The sequence below is a fragment of the Dactylosporangium salmoneum genome, assembly GCF_039532525.1.
Lineage (GTDB): Bacteria > Actinomycetota > Actinomycetes > Mycobacteriales > Micromonosporaceae > Dactylosporangium > Dactylosporangium salmoneum.
This window is the reverse complement of record NZ_BAAARV010000069.1, coordinates 22,428-41,574: the sequence shown is the minus strand read 5'-3', so window position 1 is coordinate 41,574 and position 19,147 is coordinate 22,428. Positions and strand designations below refer to the sequence as shown.

At 68.8% G+C, this 19,147-nt stretch carries 14 protein-coding genes; 3 read left to right on the top strand and 11 right to left on the bottom strand.

Annotation, left to right across the window (positions count from 1 at the left end):
* Positions 1 to 265: 265 nt before the first annotated feature.
* Complete coding sequence (locus tag ABD352_RS35220; protein WP_344616868.1) at positions 266 to 1,720, top strand: hypothetical protein; 1,455 nt, start codon at positions 266 to 268, stop codon at positions 1,718 to 1,720.
* A 131-nt stretch (positions 1,721 to 1,851) separates the two neighbouring features.
* On the opposite strand, the gene ABD352_RS35215 is transcribed toward ABD352_RS35220, so the two are convergent.
* The 7 genes from ABD352_RS35215 to ABD352_RS35185 all read right to left on the bottom strand — a co-directional run bounded on the left by ABD352_RS35215 (position 1,852) and on the right by ABD352_RS35185 (position 8,030).
* Complete coding sequence (locus tag ABD352_RS35215; protein WP_344616867.1) at positions 1,852 to 2,850, bottom strand: SAM-dependent methyltransferase; 999 nt, start codon at positions 2,848 to 2,850, stop codon at positions 1,852 to 1,854.
* 44 nt (positions 2,851 to 2,894) lie between these two features.
* Complete coding sequence (locus tag ABD352_RS35210; protein WP_344616866.1) at positions 2,895 to 3,740, bottom strand: hypothetical protein; 846 nt, start codon at positions 3,738 to 3,740, stop codon at positions 2,895 to 2,897.
* Between the two features lie 250 nt (positions 3,741 to 3,990).
* Positions 3,991 to 4,953, bottom strand: coding sequence for a hypothetical protein (locus ABD352_RS35205; protein WP_344616865.1), 963 nt, complete (start codon positions 4,951 to 4,953; stop codon positions 3,991 to 3,993).
* A 256-nt stretch (positions 4,954 to 5,209) separates the two neighbouring features.
* Positions 5,210 to 5,491 carry a helix-turn-helix domain-containing protein gene (locus ABD352_RS35200; RefSeq protein ID WP_344616864.1) on the bottom strand — a complete coding sequence of 94 codons (282 nt, stop codon included), beginning with the start codon at positions 5,489 to 5,491 and terminating at the stop codon, positions 5,210 to 5,212.
* A 397-nt stretch (positions 5,492 to 5,888) separates the two neighbouring features.
* Positions 5,889 to 6,542 carry a hypothetical protein gene (locus ABD352_RS35195; protein ID WP_344616863.1) on the bottom strand — a complete coding sequence of 218 codons (654 nt, stop codon included), beginning with the start codon at positions 6,540 to 6,542 and terminating at the stop codon, positions 5,889 to 5,891.
* Positions 6,543 to 6,626: 84 nt separating this feature from the next.
* Complete coding sequence (locus ABD352_RS35190) at positions 6,627 to 7,634, bottom strand: hypothetical protein (protein WP_344616862.1); 1,008 nt, start codon at positions 7,632 to 7,634, stop codon at positions 6,627 to 6,629.
* Between the two features lie 60 nt (positions 7,635 to 7,694).
* Positions 7,695 to 8,030 (bottom strand): hypothetical protein, encoded by a 336-nt coding sequence (locus ABD352_RS35185; RefSeq protein WP_344616861.1) that lies wholly within the window; start codon positions 8,028 to 8,030, stop codon positions 7,695 to 7,697.
* A gap of 398 nt (positions 8,031 to 8,428) precedes the next feature.
* Between ABD352_RS35185 and ABD352_RS35180 the strand changes: the two genes are divergently transcribed.
* Positions 8,429 to 9,049: a transposase gene (locus ABD352_RS35180; RefSeq protein WP_344616860.1), complete on the top strand. Its 621-nt coding sequence runs from the start codon at positions 8,429 to 8,431 to the stop codon at positions 9,047 to 9,049.
* A 312-nt stretch (positions 9,050 to 9,361) separates the two neighbouring features.
* Here ABD352_RS35180 and ABD352_RS35175 read toward each other — a convergent pair whose 3' ends face one another.
* Complete coding sequence (locus tag ABD352_RS35175) at positions 9,362 to 9,838, bottom strand: hypothetical protein (protein WP_344616859.1); 477 nt, start codon at positions 9,836 to 9,838, stop codon at positions 9,362 to 9,364.
* A 144-nt stretch (positions 9,839 to 9,982) separates the two neighbouring features.
* On the opposite strand from ABD352_RS35175, the gene ABD352_RS35170 reads away from it, so the two are divergent.
* Positions 9,983 to 12,313 carry an NACHT domain-containing protein gene (locus ABD352_RS35170; protein ID WP_344616858.1) on the top strand — a complete coding sequence of 777 codons (2,331 nt, stop codon included), beginning with the start codon at positions 9,983 to 9,985 and terminating at the stop codon, positions 12,311 to 12,313.
* A gap of 231 nt (positions 12,314 to 12,544) precedes the next feature.
* On the opposite strand, the gene ABD352_RS35165 is transcribed toward ABD352_RS35170, so the two are convergent.
* The 3 genes from ABD352_RS35165 to ABD352_RS35155 all read right to left on the bottom strand — a co-directional run bounded on the left by ABD352_RS35165 (position 12,545) and on the right by ABD352_RS35155 (position 18,336).
* Positions 12,545 to 13,087, bottom strand: coding sequence for a hypothetical protein (locus ABD352_RS35165; RefSeq protein WP_344616857.1), 543 nt, complete (start codon positions 13,085 to 13,087; stop codon positions 12,545 to 12,547).
* Between the two features lie 67 nt (positions 13,088 to 13,154).
* On the bottom strand, positions 13,155 to 15,635 hold the full coding sequence (locus ABD352_RS35160) for a hypothetical protein (protein WP_344616856.1): 2,481 nt from the start codon (positions 15,633 to 15,635) through the stop codon (positions 13,155 to 13,157).
* Entirely contained in the window at positions 15,604 to 18,336 is a 2,733-nt protein-coding gene (locus ABD352_RS35155; protein WP_344616855.1) for an NACHT domain-containing protein, read from the bottom strand. The genes ABD352_RS35160 and ABD352_RS35155 overlap by 32 nt, the downstream gene beginning before the upstream one ends.
* Positions 18,337 to 19,147 lie beyond the last annotated feature (811 nt).

Sequence of the window (19,147 nt, the reverse complement as noted above, 5' to 3'; positions counted from 1 at the left end):
CGCGGCGGCCCGCCGTCACCTTGAATCGTCGGAGGCAACTCAGCGGTAGGTCCACAGGTTCGTGTGGTCGATCGCGTCGGTGTCGATGTCGACGGCGATGCCGTGGTGGCCGCTGGCGCCGGCGGGTTCGTCGCCGTGCGCCCGACGAAATGTGGCCATCCGGCTGCCTGCCGCGCTGCGGCACCGCCTTCTAGCCGAAAAACTGTCGTACCCATCGGGCATCCTGTCCACAGGATGTCCGGAACGGGTTCGACAGGAGGCACTCGTGGCGAAGGTTGCCATCGCAGCGACTACCGGCACCGTCTACCTGCTGAAGGATCCTCGGACCCGCAGAGGTCGCTACGTCGGCGCCACCACCCTGCCCTTGGCTGCCCGCCTTGCCGGTCACTTCAGCAACCCGACGTCGGAGCCGATGCGCGCCTGGCTGGCTGAGCTGACCGCCGCGAAGCTCCAACCCTTGATCACGCCGCTGCACGAGCACGTACCCGTTGGTGAGCTGGCGACAGTCGAGGCGGCCGAGATACACGCCCGGGTGCTCCGCGGCGAGCCGTTGCTGAACAGCACCGGCACGTCGGCCGCAATAAAGATCCTCGCCGAACGCGCTGCGGAACGGTCCCGTCGGCAGGCGCTGGCCATGTGGCGCGTGATCGCAGACCAGGCCCGCTCCGCCACGGGCGGACCGATGCCTCCCGGGTTCAACACCGCTGTGGAACTGTCCGATGACACTTGGGCGGCAGTCCTCCATCACGCCGCGATCGCGCGTGCGATGGAGGAGGCCGACGCCAGGCCGCCGGTCCCGCTGCGCGAGATCGAAGACCCGAACAACTACCTCTCCGAGGGTGCTCGACTGCTCGGCGAGTACGGCACCTCCGGTATACGGGCGGACCAATTGGTCCAGCGTGACGCGGAGGGTCCACTGCGGCTGCATGAGCTCTGGGGCACGTGGGAGACGCAGGTCGGCGCCTGCGTCCGCGCCACAACGAGCCGACAAGGGCTCGACGACCGGCGGGCTGCGGGCCGGTACCTGGCCCTCATCCGGTGGTACCTCACCGTCATCCCGCCGTGGCGGCAGCTGGCACAACATTGCGGCATCCCGGACACCGGCCCGGCATTCCATGCCTGGGTGACGGACAACCCGACTGTTCGCGACGCCCTCCGAGCCGTCGAACACGGCGAACCGTTCACCGGCCGCGCCGCCGATGAGATCGGCGCTGGTCGTGGAGGTTCGCCGCCTGCGCTGGTGGACGTGCTCGTGGCACTGCTGACCGCATACGGACACCGGCGGCGCCGGCAGGGCGACGCCGCCGCCATCCGCAGCTCGTTGCTTCACTTCGCCCGCCACGGCGTGCTCGACAAGCGGCTCGCGGGCAAGCTCATGACGGTCGACCCGGACGCGCTGCACCACGTGTACGGGCCGGACCTCGCCGCCCGCATCGCCGCTGACCTCGACCTGACAGCCGACGCGGCCAGCGCGGTGATCCGCCGGCTAGCAGCCCTACTCCCGGACAACACCGAAGTTCGACGTGCGGCAGCACGTTCCACTCAGCAGTTGCCTACCGCGGCGCTGCCGGACATCACATCCGAGAGCACTGCGACACCGGGGTTGCGAGCGATCATCGCCACCTTCGTCACCGCCGGCCTGATCAAAGCACCCGAAGCAGCGGCGGCAGCATACGTCGACCGGGTGCAGAAGTCGTGGACCCCGCAGCTCGGCCGCTAACCGCGGTCCTTCGCTAAGTGTTGATCAAGTTCTGCCGGGACCGGACGGGATCACCCGGACTCGCAGAAGCGCGCAACGTCGATCCGAATAGCTCTCGGTACGAACGCAGTCCGGCTTGGGTACGCGCCTGTTCAAGGCCGGTCGAGCACTCCGATGACTCGTTGATCGCGGTACACCAGCGCAGAGGTCTGCTGGCCGTCAGCGGGGAGAATCGCGGCATCGGGCCGTCGGTCTCGCCCTGCAGCCCGGACTCTATCCCGCGGGCCCCTTACGAGCCGCGGTCTGGATCGGCCTTCACCGCGCAGTCCTTCGCCAGGTCCGTCGCCGTGGCGTCCGCCGGGCCGAAGCGGCGGCTTGCGGGCGACGGCGGCGAGCAGGGCGGGTTGGGCCGGCACGTCTTCGTCGTCCGGATCGGGGTGCCAGGCGGTGACCGGCACCAGGCCAGGATCGAGCAGGTCCCAGCCATCGAGGAACCGGGCGATCTGCTCGGGGGTGCGGCAGTGCATCGGGGTCGGAGTGCGGTCGAAAAGTTGCCGGACCAGTTCCAGCCGGGCGGCGTCGCCGGCAAGGGCGGCTGCGTGGGACAGCACGAAGTAGCTGCCGGTGACGGTGGCGTCGGCGAACTGCTGGAGGATCCCGGCGGGATCGTCTTCGTCGGCGACGAAGTGCAGCACGCCGGTGACCACGACCGCGACCGGACTGGCAAAGTCGAGCACCTCGGCCACGGCCGGATGACACAGAATCGTCTGCGGATCGCGAAGATCCCCACGAATGACCCGGACCCCCGGCATGCCATGTACCAGCTGGCTGTGCGCGACCACCACCGGGTCCAGGTCGACGTGGACGGCCCGGGTCCTGTGGGCGGTGAGCTGCAGCAGTTCGCGGACCCCGCCCAGGCCCGGCAGCCCAGAGCCGATGTCGAGGAACTGGCGTATGCCGCGGCCGAGCAGCCACTGCACGACCCGTCCGAGAAAGGCCCGGTGCTCATGCGCCGCCTGGGTGAAATCCGGCCAGATTCGGCCGGCCTGTTCGGCGAGTTCCCGGTCCACGACGAAGTTGTGGAATCCGCCGAGAGCGTAGTCGTAGACGCGGGCGACGGTGGGTGTGGTGACGTCGATGCCGTCCGGCACCCATTCCCGCAGCGCCGGGCCGCGCTGCGGTCGTTGCGGCCGGCTCATCGGCGCATCGCGGTGTTGAAGTCGAAGTTGTGATCGGGAGTGGGCCAGGTGCAGTCGGTGCGATGCGCTCTCCGGCGGTCGGCGAAGAGCACGCCGTAGTACACCTGGACTTCGACGTAGTCACGGTCGCGGTTCCTGGGCCTGTAGGGCGTTGCGGCGGCGAGGTGATGTCGGGCGGTGTCGGCGCGGCCGCACACGGCGTGGCGGACGGCCAGCGACATGGCGACGTGCAATCGGTCGGCACGGCGTGTGCGCCATTGCCGCTGCCATCGGCGCGCGTAGCGGTCCAGTTGGTCAGCGGCCTCGGCGCATTGTCGGGCGTCTTGGAGCAGGTCCGCGTAGGCGAGCAGGTCCGATCCGGCAATGCGGAAGCCGGCGCGGGCGAGCGTGCTTGCTGCGATGCCCCGCTGCAAATCGGCAGCCTCAGCGACCCGGCGGCCGCGGCGCAGCAGCCGCACGAGGATGCGCGCCGCGTCGAGCGCGGCGGTGCTGCCGGGCCCGTACAGCCGTTCGCTCGCAGCGACGGCCCAGCCGGCCCAGGCCAGGACTCGGTCCAGGTCAGCCGGGCCGGCGGCCGTGCCGTACACGCCGACCAGGTAGGCGCGGCCAAGCCGCACCGCCAAGCGGACGACCTGTGCATCGTCAGCTGCCGTGGCGGGATCGAGCCGCAGCAGCTGCATAGCTTCGTCGACACAGGCGGCGGTGTATGCGGCGACGACCTCGCCCAGGTCGTCGTCGCCGACTGCCGCTGACGGCGCCGGGCATCGCATCCGTGCGACGCGAACGCTGAACTGGTTGGCAAACACCGACCGGGCGGCGGCGAGGATGGTCGTTGGGCTCATGCGTCTGCCCTTTCGCGCGTCGGTTATCGGGACGGGCCGAGCCGGTTGCGTACCGGCGGGAGGATTCGCGTGGCTGTGGTCGGCGACGGCGGGCGGCCCCAAGCCGACGGCAGCGTGACCGCGGTCCAGCAGGCCCGGTCGCGGCGGGCAGCCGGCCAGGTACGCGGCGGCCGGTGTTGTGCGGCGCGCCGATGCCTCCGGGACGGATGATGCCGCCGGGGTGCGTGCGGCAGCAGCGGGCCAATGCCGGCTAGGCCGGGGCGGTGCACGGCGGTGCGGGGGTGCGTGTGTCGGCGGTGTAGGCCCGAGCGAGGAACAGTAGTCCTTCGTCGGGTGCGGCTGTCGGGTCTGACGTCGGCACGCCCGGGGCGCCGGTGGCGGTCTGGAACTGCCGTTGTGTGGCGAGGAGTTCGCCGGTGTCGGGGGCGAAGATGAGGGTGCGGCGTAGCAGGTTCGGGCCGAGCGGGGTGAGCAGGACGGTGCTGACCGCGATGCCGGGCCGACCGAGCCGGTCGCGGACGCCGGTACGAACCTCGATGTCAGGCTGGTCGGCGAGCATTCGCAGCAGCGCGGCGCGTGCAGCGCGGGAGAGGATCCGGTTGGTGGCCTCCTCGCCGATCTGGCCGAACAGGTCGATGCCGTAGGGGTCGGTGCGGGTGGCCAGCGTTGTGCCCGTGCCCGTGCCGGTGAGGCGGTGCAGCTCCGCCGCCGGGTCGGTGCCGAGCGGGCCGTCCCACCGGCCGGGTTCGTCCCACGTCTGGTCGGACAAGGCGGGGCAGGCCGGCTCGGTAGCGGCAAGCGTGTGAAGCGTCGCCCGGCCGCCGCCCTGCTTCGTCCACGTGGTCAGCAGCCGGTAAGCGAGCTGGCCGGCAGGCCCGGTCGGGGTGAGCTCGCCGTCACGCTCGGCGGAACGGGTGGCGATGTATTCGTAGGCGCCGTGCTGCCCGTCGGTGGCCGCAGCCTGGAGCCGACCGGCCCATCCGGTCAAGAAGCCTCGCGGGTCTCCGACCGGCGCCATCGCTGACGGGCTGGCGGAGCCCGCCGGCAGACTCGACGCCGGTGTCCCGGCCGGCCGGGGCCAGCCGTCCGCCTTCCGTGCGGGGCCGGTGTCGCCGGCGTGCCAGCGCAGGCCGAACCCGGCGGCGAGGAGCACGATGACGAGCGCAGCAGCCGCAGCCGGGGCGAGCCATCGGTGTACGCGGGACACGGTCATGAGCGGCAGGGCTCCTTCGAGACGATGGGACTGACGGCGTTCGGCCCAGCTGGGCCCGCGAGCCGATCGTGTGGGAACGGCGTGGACGTGCGAAGCGCGCGCCGTTGCCGGACGGCTGATGCGCGTGGACCGGCCGGTCGGCGGGTTTCATCCGATGCGGGCGACCGCTCGCCGTAGCCAGGGCCCAGCTGCTGAGCCCGGCGCAGGGCCCGAGCGGCAGGCCAGCCCTGCCGCTCCACCCGGTGGGCACGACCGGTCAGCATGCCGACACCCTGGGTCGCACGGACGGGGCGGCGGTCGGCCGGGGTGACGCCCCTGCCGTCGCCTGCTGGACACGGGTGCGGGCGCCGCCGACCGGCCGTCGCGGCGTTGCGGACTCGACGAGCAGCGCGTGAACCTTGCCGTAGGACATGCCGAGGTCCGCGGCGATTGCCCGGATGGGCTGCCCGCCCTCGACGTAGCGCTCGACCACCGCGGCGGTCTGCTCGGCGCGACGCTGGCTGCCCTGGCGAGCCAGGGTGGTGTGCCGGTCGACCATCCGCTGTGCCGGACCGGTCCGCCGTGGGGCGCTGCCGTGTTGGTCGTGTACGACCCTCAGGTGCGGCCTCGAGTGGGGTCGCGCCTCGGCCGAGGCTTGGTGGGGGTGCAGCGTCATGGGTGGCTCTCCTGCGGCTGGGTTTGTCACGATGGGGCTTTGGGGCGACCGCGCCAGGGTGGATGGCGGCGGCCACGGTCGGTGGCTGGTCGTGCGGCGCGCACCCGCCGGGTCCATCCGGTCGTCAGCGAGCCCGTCAACGACAGCTGCGGCAGCCGCACCGCTGCCGCACGTGACGCAGCGTGCGCAAGAAGTGATCCTGTGTCCGGCCGTACGTCGATCGTCCGGGGGCATGGCGGCGCGCTCGTCTCGGCTGGTGCGCGGTCGTCGGCGGCGGGTGCTAGGCGCGCCGGGCACTGGCCGTTGCGGGCGGTCCGTGTCGGTCGGGGCGGCGTATAGGCCCAGGTGCGGCAGAGCCCACGGTAGGTCCAGTTATCGAGGGTTTCGTCCGGCTATCCCCGCGTTGGAGGGGAACTCGTAGAGCCAGTACTGCTGTTCGTCGATCCGCTGCGCGCGCACGTCGCCGGAGAGGCGGTGCAGCCACGCGGCTCATATGCCGGACCTCGTCGGTGCGGCTGCAGAAGTCCAGCGCGATGAGCCCGCCCTGCGTGGCGGCGGCGTGGTACATCGCGGTGACGAGCTCACCGAAGGCGGCGGCCGCCCGGGCGTCGGCCTGGGTGGCGACGAACCCGCAGTACCAGATGCGCCGCTCGGCGTAGTGCTGCGGCCAGCGCCGGGCGAAGTACGGCGGTGAGATGAGTGGCACCGCGTCCAGGTCATTGGTGTAGATCGACATCCCTCGGATGGTGTCGCCGTCGTCCAGGCACAGGTACTTCGCGATCCTCGGGTCGGCCATCACGTCGTCGAACTCGTGGCGATACATGAGGTGGCGCTGCACGGCCAGCGCGTTGAGTTCGGCGAACGCTTCGCTGTACAGCGTCCAGGCGGTCTCGCGGTGTTCGCCGTCGACCTGGTCGGCGATCTTGACGGACATCGTTGTTCCTCGGGGGTCTGGAGAGCGGATGCGGTTGGTGGGGGGCGGTCGGCCGGCGGGATCGGGTGTTTCGGTGTGGCGTGGTCAGCGGGGTTGGTCTCGTCGGGGTGTGAGTGACGGCGCGATGAGCACGACGCGACCGCCGTCTGGGATGGCCGGCGGGTGTGCGGTGCCGGCGGGGGTGGGGTTGTGGTGCAGGAGTCCGGCGAGGCCGAGGGCGGCGTGGGTGGTGACGGTGACGCCGAGGGCGGCAAGCTGCCGGCGGGCCTGGTCGATCTGTGCCGTGCCGGCGCGCACGACGTGGCGGTGACCGCGAGGTAGGACGGCGGCCGCGGGCAGGGCCACATCCGGGAACACGGCGGCTGGGTCGGGCAGTGTGCCGCTGGTGGTCGAGCCGGGTTCGGGGCTCCGGCCGGTACCGGGGTTGGTCGGCCATCGGTTGGTCGGCGAGCCGGCGACGGCCGTCAGGGTGGTAGGCCAGCCCAGCAGGCGCAGCGCCGTGTCGATGCTGACGCACAGGTCGTCGACGGGTGTCCACAGCTGTGCCGGTGGACCGGACAGGATGCCTAGAACCTCGATGAGCAGCGTCGCGACGGCGAAGTGGCCGTGGTTGCCGTACGGGCCGGGTGGGGTGGCGTCGACGGCGCCGGCTCGTGCGGCGTGGTGTTTACTCTCCGCGACCGCGTCGGCGTATGTCGCCGCGACGATCGTCTCGCCTGACTCGGGGAACGCCAGGATGGCCGGCCGGTCCGGGATGGGGCCGGGCGCCAGGTGGGCCGCGCCGGACGGTGGGAGCCGGCTTGCGGTGTCCGGCGCGGTGCCGATGGGCAGGAAGATCGTCAGGTCCGTGCCGGCCGTCCCCGCCGCGATGCGCACCGTGGCGGCATAGGTGTCGCATCCGGTGCAGGCGCCGCACACAGCCAGAGTCAGACGATCCCGGCCACTATGGCGGGCGATCTTGACCGCGCGGGCCGCCAGTGCCGTCAGGCACCGGTCGAGGAACGGGTCATGCAGCGGCAGGATCAACACGGACGCGCGTCCGCCCAGGCCGGGCAGTGTACGCAGCGTGCTGCTCAGCGGTGCGGTGAACATGCGGCCTTCCTCCATTCTGGCTCGGTGCCGCTGGCGAGTCGTGTCTTCGGGCGCAGGTGGTTACGCCGTATCGAGCGTCGGCGTGGTCGACGCGGGCGGCAGGCCGACGCCGGTATCCGCGACGGTCGCAGCGTCCGGCTCGCCCACCGCGGCGGCACGGCGCCAGAACCTGACCTTCTGCCCGTCGCGGACGATTCGCTCGGCGATCCCGTCTTTGACGAGCCGGTCCAGGACGGGCCACAGCCGCACGCTCTGCTCGTACGGGGTGAGACGCAACGCGCGGGCGAGGTCGGTGGTCGAGGCGGGCGGCTGATCAGGTCCTGGCAGCATGGCCAGGACCTGATCCTGCAGCTGCTGCAGCTGCGCATTGCGCCACCCGCCGGTGCCGGCCGGCACCACCCCACCCGCACCGGCGCCGGCGGCGCCCGCTGATCCACGGGGCGTGCCTGCGCGTTGGTCACGTCCGACCGCGATGTGTGGCCCCGACAGCGAGTGCGCCCGAGTCGGGTCTTGGTCGGGTTGCGGCGTCATCGATGGTCTCCCGCGGCTGGTCGAGCACGAACGGCAGTCACACGCTGATGCGGGCGGCCAGGCCAGGCCCGTGTGGGGCGGATGTGGTGCTAGACGGTCATCGGGTGATGGCTGGTCGGAGCCGGCGGATGCGGTGCTGCGTTGCGGTGTCGAGCGGCCGGCCCGGTGCGCACAGGCATGGCTGCTGCCGCCGGTCACGGACCGTGGTCCACACCCAGAGCCGCAAAGGCATCCAGGTCAGGTCCGTGTAGACGGTCGGCGCCGTGCACGGGCTGTCCGCGCTGGTCTCCCGGCTCGCCATGCCCACCGCCGCCCACACCGGACGCTGGCCCGGCACGATGGCGGAGGGGCCGGTGACCTGGGCCGGTGACAGCCTCGACGCCGCCCACAAAACACTGCCCAAACCCGTCCGGCCCATCGCCGTCGCGGGCCTCGATCCAGCCCAGACCTGGCGCAAAGTCCGCGCGACCCTGCGCGCAGCCGCCGAGAACCTCGACCACACCGGCCACGCGATCGTCGAGCAACTCCGCCTGCGCCACCGCAAACTCTGGCGCGCCTGGCAGCTCAAAGAACAACTCCGCGAGCTCTACCGCACCATCACACCCGCCGACGCCCCGGCCTACCTGAAACGCTGGATCACCGCCGCGAAACGCAGCCGCATCAACGGATTCATCAGCCTCGCCAGACGCGTCGGCCGCAATTTCGACGGCATCATCAACGCCGTCCAACTCGGCCTGTCCAACTCACTCACCGAAGGCCTCAACGCCGGCATCCGCCTCATCCAAGCCCGCGCCCACGGCTACGCCAACCTCGACAACCTCATCGAAATGATCTACCTCTGCCACGGCGACATCCCCACCCCGCTACCCACACAAACCCACTAATTGGCACACATGTTCGATAATGTACCGAACCGTCCGCAGGCCAACCTGGACGCGCCGCTCCGTTGGGGGTCGATGGTTCTACGGGCCGAGGTGGCGGATGCAGAGCCGGACGTACTGGGCGACTCTCCGCAGCCAGGTTCAGTCCTTCGCGAGTGGTGTCGAGGACGAGTTCGGTCGGTGCGGTGAGCCGGACCTGCGATACGCCGGGCGAGACGGTCTTGAGGTTTCGAGGATACGAGTGGCGGTAGCGCGGACGCGTAGCCTGTCGCGGGCCAGGACGAGGGACAAGCGCGGCTAATTCCTACGGCAAGGTTAATCCTTTACGTCATCCGCGATCTGCAGAACGATGTGCGGCTGCATCTGCGCCAGTATCGGCAGCGGAGTCAGCCAGGACCCCATCGATAAAGCCAGACCCAGGAAATGACGAGCTCTCGGCATGCCGACACAGCCAGCGACCGCGGTCAGTGTCCATACCTGCCGGTCCGGGTCGGTGATGGCGTGGGCGATTATTACGGCCCGGTCGGCATCGCCGGTCGCGGCGACTGCCTTGGCGACGGTGGTCAGCGCCTGTGCCTGCTGGTCCCGGTTGGTGATGGTGCGGGCGATTATTACAGCCCGGTCGGCGTCGCCGGCCTCGGCGACCGCTTTGGCGACGGTGGTCAGCGCCTGTGCCTGCTGGCCCGGGTTGGTGATGGTGCGGGCGATCGTCTCGGCCCGGTCGGCGTCGCCGGCCGCCGCGACCGCCTCCGCGACCGCGTTACGTCCGCCGTCACACCCGGTAACCTGCACGGTCTCCTCCGTACGGATCCACCGCCGGGTGCCGCACGCCCAATTTCGCTTACCTCACAGTGCATTGGTCACCGTCAGGCTTGTGAATACGACGGCGGCGCCGTTCTGGCACAATCGGCTGACCCCATCGTTGCGGAGTCGCGCATGCCCAAGTTCGTCATCCGGTCGCTGCAGGCCACGCTGACCTCTGTCGGCGGTTTGGTGGTCGTACCAGTGGCGATCAACGTGGGCACCGGCGGAACTCTACCCGCCTGGCTACGACCGCTCGACGGCCAGCTGTGGTGGATCGCCTCGGCGTGCGTTGCGTCGATCATCGCATTGGAGTTATGGGAGCGGCGGTCCTCGGAACCGGCCCGCCCGGCGTCGCTGTTTCCCCACGACGACCCGCGCAACCGGCCCCTTGCGATTGCGCAGGTCCGCCGCTACGTCGATGCACGACTCGCCGGCTCACTCCCGGAGCGACTCCGTGTCGCATTGTCGCTGGACGAACGCCCGGCCGCCGTCGAGCAGCCGTTCCATCTCGTGCAACGCCTGCCGGGCCAGGGCGACCGTTCATTATCCGGCGTCGAGGTCGCCGGCGTGTTCGAGGATATGGACGAATCGCTGCTGATCCTGGGTGCGCCGGGCGCGGGAAAGACGACGCTGCTGCTCGAACTCGCCGCCGCCTTGCTGAACCGGGCCGCCGAGGATCCGCATCAGCGGCTGCCCGTCCTCATCGACCTGGCCGACTGGTCACGTGCCGGTACGGAGTCGCTGTTACCGGTCAGCCGGCGCGCATCCGGCCCAGGTGACCTCGCAGAGTGGCTTCCGGTCGCGATGAGCGAGCGATATCGGATACCCGAGGCCGTGGGCCGCACTTGGCTGGAGAACGACCGTCTGATCCTGCTGTTCGACGGGCTCGATGAGGTCGCTGAACCGATCCGCCAGCGATGTGTTGCGCAGCTCAACGAGCTGCAACGCCGAGCCGGGTTCAGCCGGATCGCCGTGGCCAGTCGAGTCGCCGAGTACGACGAGCTTACCGCGCGCCTACGGCTGCAGGGTGCCGTCGTCATCCAGCCGCTCAGCGAGGAGCAGATCGTCGACTTCTTCGCCAGAGTGAGCCCGCGCCTACGCGGCATCGCCGATGCGCTCGACACTGACCCCGCCTTGTGGGAGCTGCTCCAATCGCCGCTCATGCTAAACATCATGGCGCTGACCTACCGCGACCGGGACGTCGCTGGTCGACTCTTCACCGGCAACGCTGTCACCCGACGCATCGAGCTGTTCGACGCATACATCGTCGAGATCTTCGCCCGTCGCCGATCCCGTCCATGGCGCGACGTCGCCAAGGCCATCGGGGCGATTCGCGGCCTGGCATTGACTGCGGCCCGTATGGATACCGGCGTCACGCTGGAGCCCGTTGACACGCGCGAGATTCATACGGTGTTCGGCTGGCCGGTCCGGCAACTCTACACAGGCTGGGTGGCCCATCCGAGCGTCCTGCTGTGCTGCATCATTGTGGGCATTTCGACCGGTCTCTTCACAAACACCGCCGCGACCGGGGTGTACGCTGGCACAGTCCTGTTGCTGATCACTCTTCTGGCACACAACTCGACCAATGGGCTGAATCGATGGCGGCTGTTTCCACGAGTCCGGGGCGTGCCGGCATTGCGCTCGATCCGACTGCTGATCGGGTGGCTGACACTCGTTGCTGGTGCCGCGATCGGATTTATGGCCGGCGTCCGGTGGGCGTCCGCCGAGTTGACCGCGCAGACGCCGGTCTTCAGGACCATCACGTGGTCTCTGCTGTTCATCGTGGCGCTTGTCCCGGCGTCTGTCCTGGTACTCACCCGCGGCTCGTGGGTCGTCTTTCGATCATCGCGCCCGGCCGGCCGGGCCTGGACAACGCTCGTGCTGAGCCTGCTGTTCATGGTTCCCTTTGTCGTAGCGGCGTTGTTCCCCGCCATCGCGAATGGGTTCGTGCCGGGGTTGCTGGTGCTCACGGTCGCGAGGTTCTGCTCCGAGCACCCCCACGATCCGGACATCCGAACCACCGAGACGGAGACGGAGACGGAGACGCTCAACGGCTGGCAGTTCGCCGTCACTATCGCCGGTCTCCCGTTCGCTCTGTCACTTTCATATGTTCCATTCTGGTTCTTCACAGGCACCGGCCGGTTTCCGGATTTCGATCCCTGGATCGGATTCGCCGGGTGGTGGATAGGCGCCCTGGTCGGGATTGTGCTCATCCCGTTCACGGAGATCCTGCATGTCAGAGCGAGCCGGCTCGCCATGTACATGGCCCGGGAACCTTATCCATACCGGCGCTCGGTGCTCCGCCTTGCGGTTGACCGGAGCCTTCTGGAAATCATCGACGGCCAGTACCGCTTCATCCATCTGCTGATCCGCGACCACCTCGCCACGTGTCAGCCCGCCTTGCTCGCCGAGGCCGTCCGTAAGCGGCAGGCCGAGTCCGCGGACCCAGCTAGACCGTCCTGACCACGCCCTAACCGTGCTGGCCGAAGCCACCAAGCTCGCTCCAACCCGGTCCGACCCGACCTCCGACGCGGCCCGCCGCAAGCGTGAGCCAGGTCCCTTGCCACCGCGATGGAGCGTCGCCAATGGCAACAACGCGAGGCTACGACGCTGCACCCGTCCAGCCGCCCGAGCACGCACCACCGTGACGACCAGCCACCGGCGTCGTTATATCCGCAGCCGGCTGCACAACAGTCAGCCGCCGCAACGGTTCCGCCGCAGCAGCGCGCTCCGCCCGCAGCTGTGCATAGAGACCAGAGGGTCGCGGCAACCACATCGTTGCCCGCCGCGGGCGCGCCGCCCCACCGCGCCCGTTCGCCACCACCGATACCTCACGGCACTGCACCCGGCCGCGGCCCTGCTCCAGCCCTCCCAGACGCCGGCCTCAGCGTGCAACACCACGTCCGGCTGCGACCAGCCACCGAACGGCACCAACACCGATCCCCGCTGCCGCGCCCTCGCCGCCAACCGGCCACACAAATCGGCCGACGGCACCTGACTCGTCGCGACCACCACCACATCCAGACCGTCCAGCAGCGCGGCCACCGCCGACGTCCACTCCGCACCAACATCGGGCAGCAGCGCCAACCGGTCTAACACCACGCCCATCTCGGCCGCGAGCACCGGATTCAACGACGGCAGTCCCACCACACCGCACCAAGCTCCCACCTGCGACGCCGCCGCCAGCAACAACAACAGCAACGAAGAGCTCGCCGCGCCGGACGACGCCACCGCCACCGTCCCGCCACGCCGCAGCCCGCCCGGCAGTGTATTGACTGAACCAGGGTCCGAGTTTTACCTGACCCTAGCCGTGTAGAAGATCTAGGACCGCCAGACGCAGCGGCCCTTCCCATTCGGTGAATGGATTGTCCACGACGAAGTCCGGTGAGATGGACGTCAGAGTTTGCACCACGGCGGCGGCTTCGTGGTGTGGCAGCGCTCCTGCTTGCCGTAGGGCGAGGGCGAAGAGATAGGCCCGTTGCGCCGGCACTATGTCTGGCCATTGCTGGGCGATGGGATCCGCCTCGATCTCGAACAGAGGAGTTTGCTGCGCTATACCCATCGGTTCGCGGACGGCGGTCTTGAAGGCGTCGACTGCGATTGCGTCCCGGCGCAGGCGCCGCATCAGAGGGTTGAGCAGGGCGGGGAGGAGATGCGTCATCCTTGAGTGGCGGAAGCGTTCATGAACACGGAGGAAGATCACAGGAAGGTCCTGCGAAGGAGCGAGCGCGAGCGCCAACGCCAACGTGTCGTCCCACTCTCGAGGCGCGCGGTGGGCCTCGTCGTCCCGGAACCATGCTTCGAGGTTGCGGAATGCGGTGCCGGATACGGCGTCGTCCCGGAAGAGCTCCACGTAGGCGGCGAGCTTGGCCCCGTTGTACCACCGAGCGCCGGATGGGTCGGTGTGCGCGTCGTCGGTGAGCACCGCTTTGAAGGTGTCGTCGGGCACGGCCCAGCTGTCTCTGTCGAGCACCGCTTCAATGACCTGGTTCGCCCAGCTGTGCCTGGTGGCGCCAAGCTTGCCGGCTAGGGCGCGGAGAACGGTTTCGTCGCCGCGATTCTCCTGCTTGGCCCAGAGCAGGAAGTGCGGGTCTTCACGGAGTTTCGGATCGGTATCGGCCTCGTGGCGCAGGATCTCGGCGATGACCGGGAACCGGGCAGCTGTCGTCGCCAAGGCCGCCATGACGTCGTGCCGGCTGTCCGCAACGCTCCTGGTGCGGTCGCCGGAGCTTCGGTCGAGGCGTTGGTACAGGTCGTCGCCGAAGTACTCGCGTAGACGGTCCCAATGGTCGGCGATGAGGTCGACCAAGATCTGGTCGATGGCGCCTTCAGGGAGTTTGGTGAGGGTGACGGCGACCGGGCGGGATTCGCCGATCCACTCGGTGATGCCGTCGATGAGTGTGATGTCACCGAGCATCAGCATGCCGGTCCATGCCAGCTGCCGCAGGTCGTCGAGGTCTGGGCCGTAGGCGCAGAGGTTATCTTTGATCTTCTGCACCAACCACTGCATGTGGTCCGTGATCACGTCCGGGCCGGCCGTCTGGTCGTGCGCCTTTTGGTGGCGCTTGATCGCTTGAACCAGACCGATGAAGGCAATGCGGCGGACTTCGGAGTCGGGTTCCTTCTCCCACTCGGATAGCACCTCGACGAGCTCGTCAAGGGTGAGCGCGCTGCGGGTCAGCTCGAACGTCAGCACTTCGCGTAGTTCCGGTTCCACGTGCCCGAGCTGGGCCCATACCTTGGCGCAGAGGTCCCATGACCTTGCGTCGTCTCTGGTGCAGTAGCTGCGGAGAATGGCGACCGGGATGGTGTCCGGGATGCCGGAGGTGAGCGTTCGGATATCGGCGATGAGCTGTTCGGCGAAGTCCTGTACGGCGGGCTGGGACGGCCAGGCGTTGATAACAGCGTTAACATGCCACGTCAGCGAGTGGGCTTCGCCAGCTGTGCACAAGGTGGCCAGTTCGGCCGAGTCGTAGTCGGCGAGGGTAGGCGGTGCCGCTCCGGAGCCGGGTTCATCCTCGGCCGCCGTCAGACGGATCCATGCCTCGGCGACGGCTTCGGCGACCACGACGCGTTCTTCGCGGCGTCCGTCCTCGGCCGACTGGCGCAGCAGCGAGACGAGGACAGCGAATCCTTCTTCGGGGCCGAGCACATCAACGGCTACGCCGGCCAGGGGCGCCGCCTGCTTGTAGGGGCCGCGTAGCCTACCGGTCAGCACCTCGCGGACGGTCTCGTCGTCGCCGTACTTGTCGGCCAAGACGCGGGCTGCCCCGTACGGGCGCAGACCATCCAAGCCTCGCAGCAGCACCGCCGTGGCCTGCTCGGGCGGAAGCGCGGTGGCCAGACCGGCGCTGCCGAAAGAAGCAAGTTTCGCCAGATCGTCTTGGACGCGCGGATGTAGGGCTTGGGCGAAGACCGGGTCGTCACGCCACTGCTTGGGGATCGCGCCGAGGTTGTAGAGGATCAGGCTGTGCTTGTCCTCGCTGGCCAGCTGTTCGGCCACCCAGCCTTTGAAGCGGGCATCATCGGCGAAGACCGTGCAGGCCAGATGCCACGCTAGACCTCGATCACCCCCGGTCCGCCCATTAGTCTTGAGGGTTTCCAGCGCGAAGTCGACGGCCTCGGTGTTCCCAGCGGCGCAGGCGGCGACCAGATCTGCGGCTGGCCAAGGCCCCGAACTGTAGGCCTCGTGGTAGAGCATGGAGAGCAGCCAGTCACGTTCCTCCGTCCGGAACGCGGAGCTGTCTCGTGGCTCAGCGGCCTTGAAAACCAGGTTCAGCGCCACGAGCCGCAGTGCAGTGGACGGTTGGTGGCGGCCCCAGTCGATCAGGCGCTCGGTGTCTGGAGCATCCGGCCATCCTTCGCCAAGAGCATGGATTGCGGCCGCCTGGGTGGACGAGCTGGGCCCGGTCTCGGTGAGTGCTACCAGCGGCGGGACGAGGTGTGGCTGTTCCACTGAGCCGTCGGGCGAGAGCTCCAGCCGCGTTGATCTTCACTTCGTCGCTGGGATGCCGTAAGCCCCAGAGAAGATGTTTGGCGGCTTCTTCGTCGGCTATGGGTAGATCGCGCAGCGCCCACATGGTGGCGGATGGGTCGGGACGCGGCGCGGTGAGCCACCGTTTCATGATGGGCAACAGCTGGCTGCTGGCGGTAGGGCTCGCGAGCGTTGCGACCAGCGCGATGATCAGGTTGGCCCGGTGCCGGGCGTAGGGATGATTCTCCACCCGCTCCACGAGGTCCTTGGTGTGGGCGGCCTGAACGCGGGGGGTGAGTCTGACGCCGGCGGCCAGCAGCTCGTATCCATCGAGGTCCGCCCAGACGTGATCACCGACGTTCAGTGCCGCCGCGAGCAAGGGTTCGGTGGTGTGCGGGCTGACCTGAGCGCTGAGCAGGGCGAGCAACACGTCGCGCCAGGCAGGATCGTGAACGAACCGCCGGACAGCGTCGAGCTGTTCGTCAGGCGCCAGCATCGCCAAGTGCTGGCCGGCCAGGTGGTCGAGCACGACGCGGTGCAGGAATCCGTAGGAGCCGGCGCCATGCGAGACGATCAGGCCGAATTCTTCTTCGGCCATCGCGAGGACCGCGTCGGCCTGCCGTCGGGCTTCGGCCGGCTGGTATCCGAGGACTTCGTCATCGATCATCGACTCGACGATGAGCTTCCGCATGTCCTGTTTGGTGGCGACGCCGGCTGCGTCCTTGAGGCGCAGCCGGTAGGCGACCGCGGCGAACAGCGTGCTGGCGTCGGCGGCGGGGAGCGGGCCGCCGCGAGCGTGCGAGGCCCGCTGTCGCATCTGTGGATGCTTCTCGATCAGCAGCTCGACGAGACGGGTATAGATCTTGAATCTTTGGCGGGGTAACGGCTCGCCCTGCCAGGTCGTCGCGAGCAGCGTGAGGAACAGCGGCGACCGTGACAGCTGAGCGAGGTCGGCGGAAATTTCGAGCTGGGCTAGGAATGCCTCCACGCCGGCGCCCCAGTGCAGCCGTGGTTCTGGGTCAACATCAGAAGCAGTGCCTCGCTGCAGAATCCCCGCAGCGATGCTGCGGCGTTGCCCGTCGGTCAGCGGCGTGATCTGGGCGTGGGCCCAGGGACGCTGCCAATTGAGCCGGTCGACGGCGTAGGGGCGGGTGGAGAGGACCGCGGCGGCGTTCGAGCGGCCTAGGAACGCCTCGAGGACGCCGAGGGCATGTTCGGCTGAGCTGACGTCGCTCCACTCGTCGATGCCGTCGACGAACAGCATCAGCCGGTCGTCGTGCAGCGCCCGCTGGGCCAGCGGCCAGAGATCGGCGGCGCTTTGCGACGACAGCCACGCTTCGACGGCGGAGACCAGCGAATTCTCCGTCGAGGCGTCGAGGTGCCGGCACAGGAACCCGAAGGGAAGCCAGACGGGAAGGTCACCGCCGTGCTCGCGCTGCAGCGTAATCGACTGCGGCCGTTCGGCGAGTAGGTCGGCCGCCGCGAACCGCAGCAGGCTCGATTTGCCCACGCCCGGGCCGCCGATGACGAGCCGATACCTGCCTGCGGCCAGCCATTCGTCGGCCGGCATGGCACCCTGCGTACTCGGCCCGTCCGCCGTGGCAGCGGCGATGAGCTGCTGGGCGGACCGGAACGACTGGCGGCGAGCGCCCAGGCGCGAGGCGACGTAGGTGAAGCCGTCCTCCGGATGCTCCGATCTGATCGAGCTTTCGGTGTTCGGCTGCTCAACGTCCACGACGCCGCGCTGTTGGGGCCGCGGGTCAACATGCACAATTACGAACTGCTGCTCGGAGGCAGCGTCCTCCGTCTGCTGTATGCCGCCTTGGGCGGAGAACACCGCCTGATAGAGCCGCCGCAACCGCGTGCGCAGCTCCCTGCTCTCCAAAGCGGGCAGGTTATTCGCCAACGCCCGGGCTGCTTCAGGACCGCAGAAGGCCTCGACCCAGCTCCTGCCGAAGAAGTCATCGACGATGCGCGGATGGTCCTTCAGCAGCGCTGATACCTCTTGCACGCCCCAAGGGACAAACGTCACCCCGAGCCCGGCCAGACGATCGCCTTGCGTCCGGAGCTCTTCGTCGAGCTTGGTGTCTTGCAGGTCGTATGACGTCGCGTAGTAAAAGATGCGGGTCTTGTCCGACCAGTCGCCCTTCAGGAAGTCGTCCACCGCCTTCTTGATCTTGGCGGCGGTCAACGCCTGCACCCGACGCGACTGAAGCGTGATGTAATCCCGGCCGGTGGCGTCGGCAGCTGTCAGATCCAGGGGCAAGCGTGCATACGCGTCGATGCCCTGCTGTCCCTGGCCGGGCGTGCCGAACAACTTCGCGTACGTGACCGGCCGAACAGTCTGCAGAAGACGCAGGAAGAGCTTCTCGGCGTCAGGCCAGGTCAACTGGCTGAGAGGCAGCACCTGGAGGTTGGTCTCGACTGGTGGCTCGGGCAGCGGTCCGGCCGGCGCAGCCCAGAGGACCGCTTCGGCCTGATCACGAACCTCGGACTCGCTTGCGATCCCCACCGTCGTACCTCCGCGACCGCCCGACGCACTAACTTTATGCAACCCGGCGACGCTGGGTAGGCACGACACCACCGGTGGTGGCGACGGCCCAAGCTCGGCGGCCGTCGTCCAGCTCGCCAACCTGCTTATGGCGACTTTCGCGCTCACCGCTGTACTCGGCCTCCCGGCACGCACTGCGTGGTCATCGAGCCGCTTGCGGCTCGGCCTAGACATGGCCACCGTCCTGCTAGCCGGGACCGTCTTCCTCTGGCACTTCTCCACCGAACCCGCCCTGGCCCACCGCACTGGCGCTGCTGGCCGTCGCCGGTGTCGGCGAGTTCGGCTCCTCGGCCCTCATCCCCGTCCTGCAGGGCACCGACTCCCTACACCTGGTCCTCGCGCTCGCCGCCGACCGCAGGTTCCTGATCGCCGACGCGCTCGCCCGGCTCACCGCCGCCGACAATCAGTTAAGGGTCGCATCCGAAGATGTGGCGACTGACGGAGGTCCAGAACTGAGCTGCCGTGTGCGCGCTAGGCGTGGTGGCGGCATTTCATAATGGACGCAGCCATGAATGGTGAGCACTCGTGCCGATGCACGTTCCCTTAATCCTTCATAAGCGCAAGGCTGCGGACAGTACGCATGTCGACCACCCTACTGAACCTCTCGCTGGGACCTGCGACGGCTCGTCACCGCCGCACAATCGTGGTCGCGACACTGTGGCCCGCCGAGTAGAGCAACCGAACAGTCCGCCCCATTGCCGGCTGGCCGGCCCCGGACGCCAACGACCGTGAACTACTCGGCCTCGCCCGGCTTATCCAAGCGCGCTAAGCG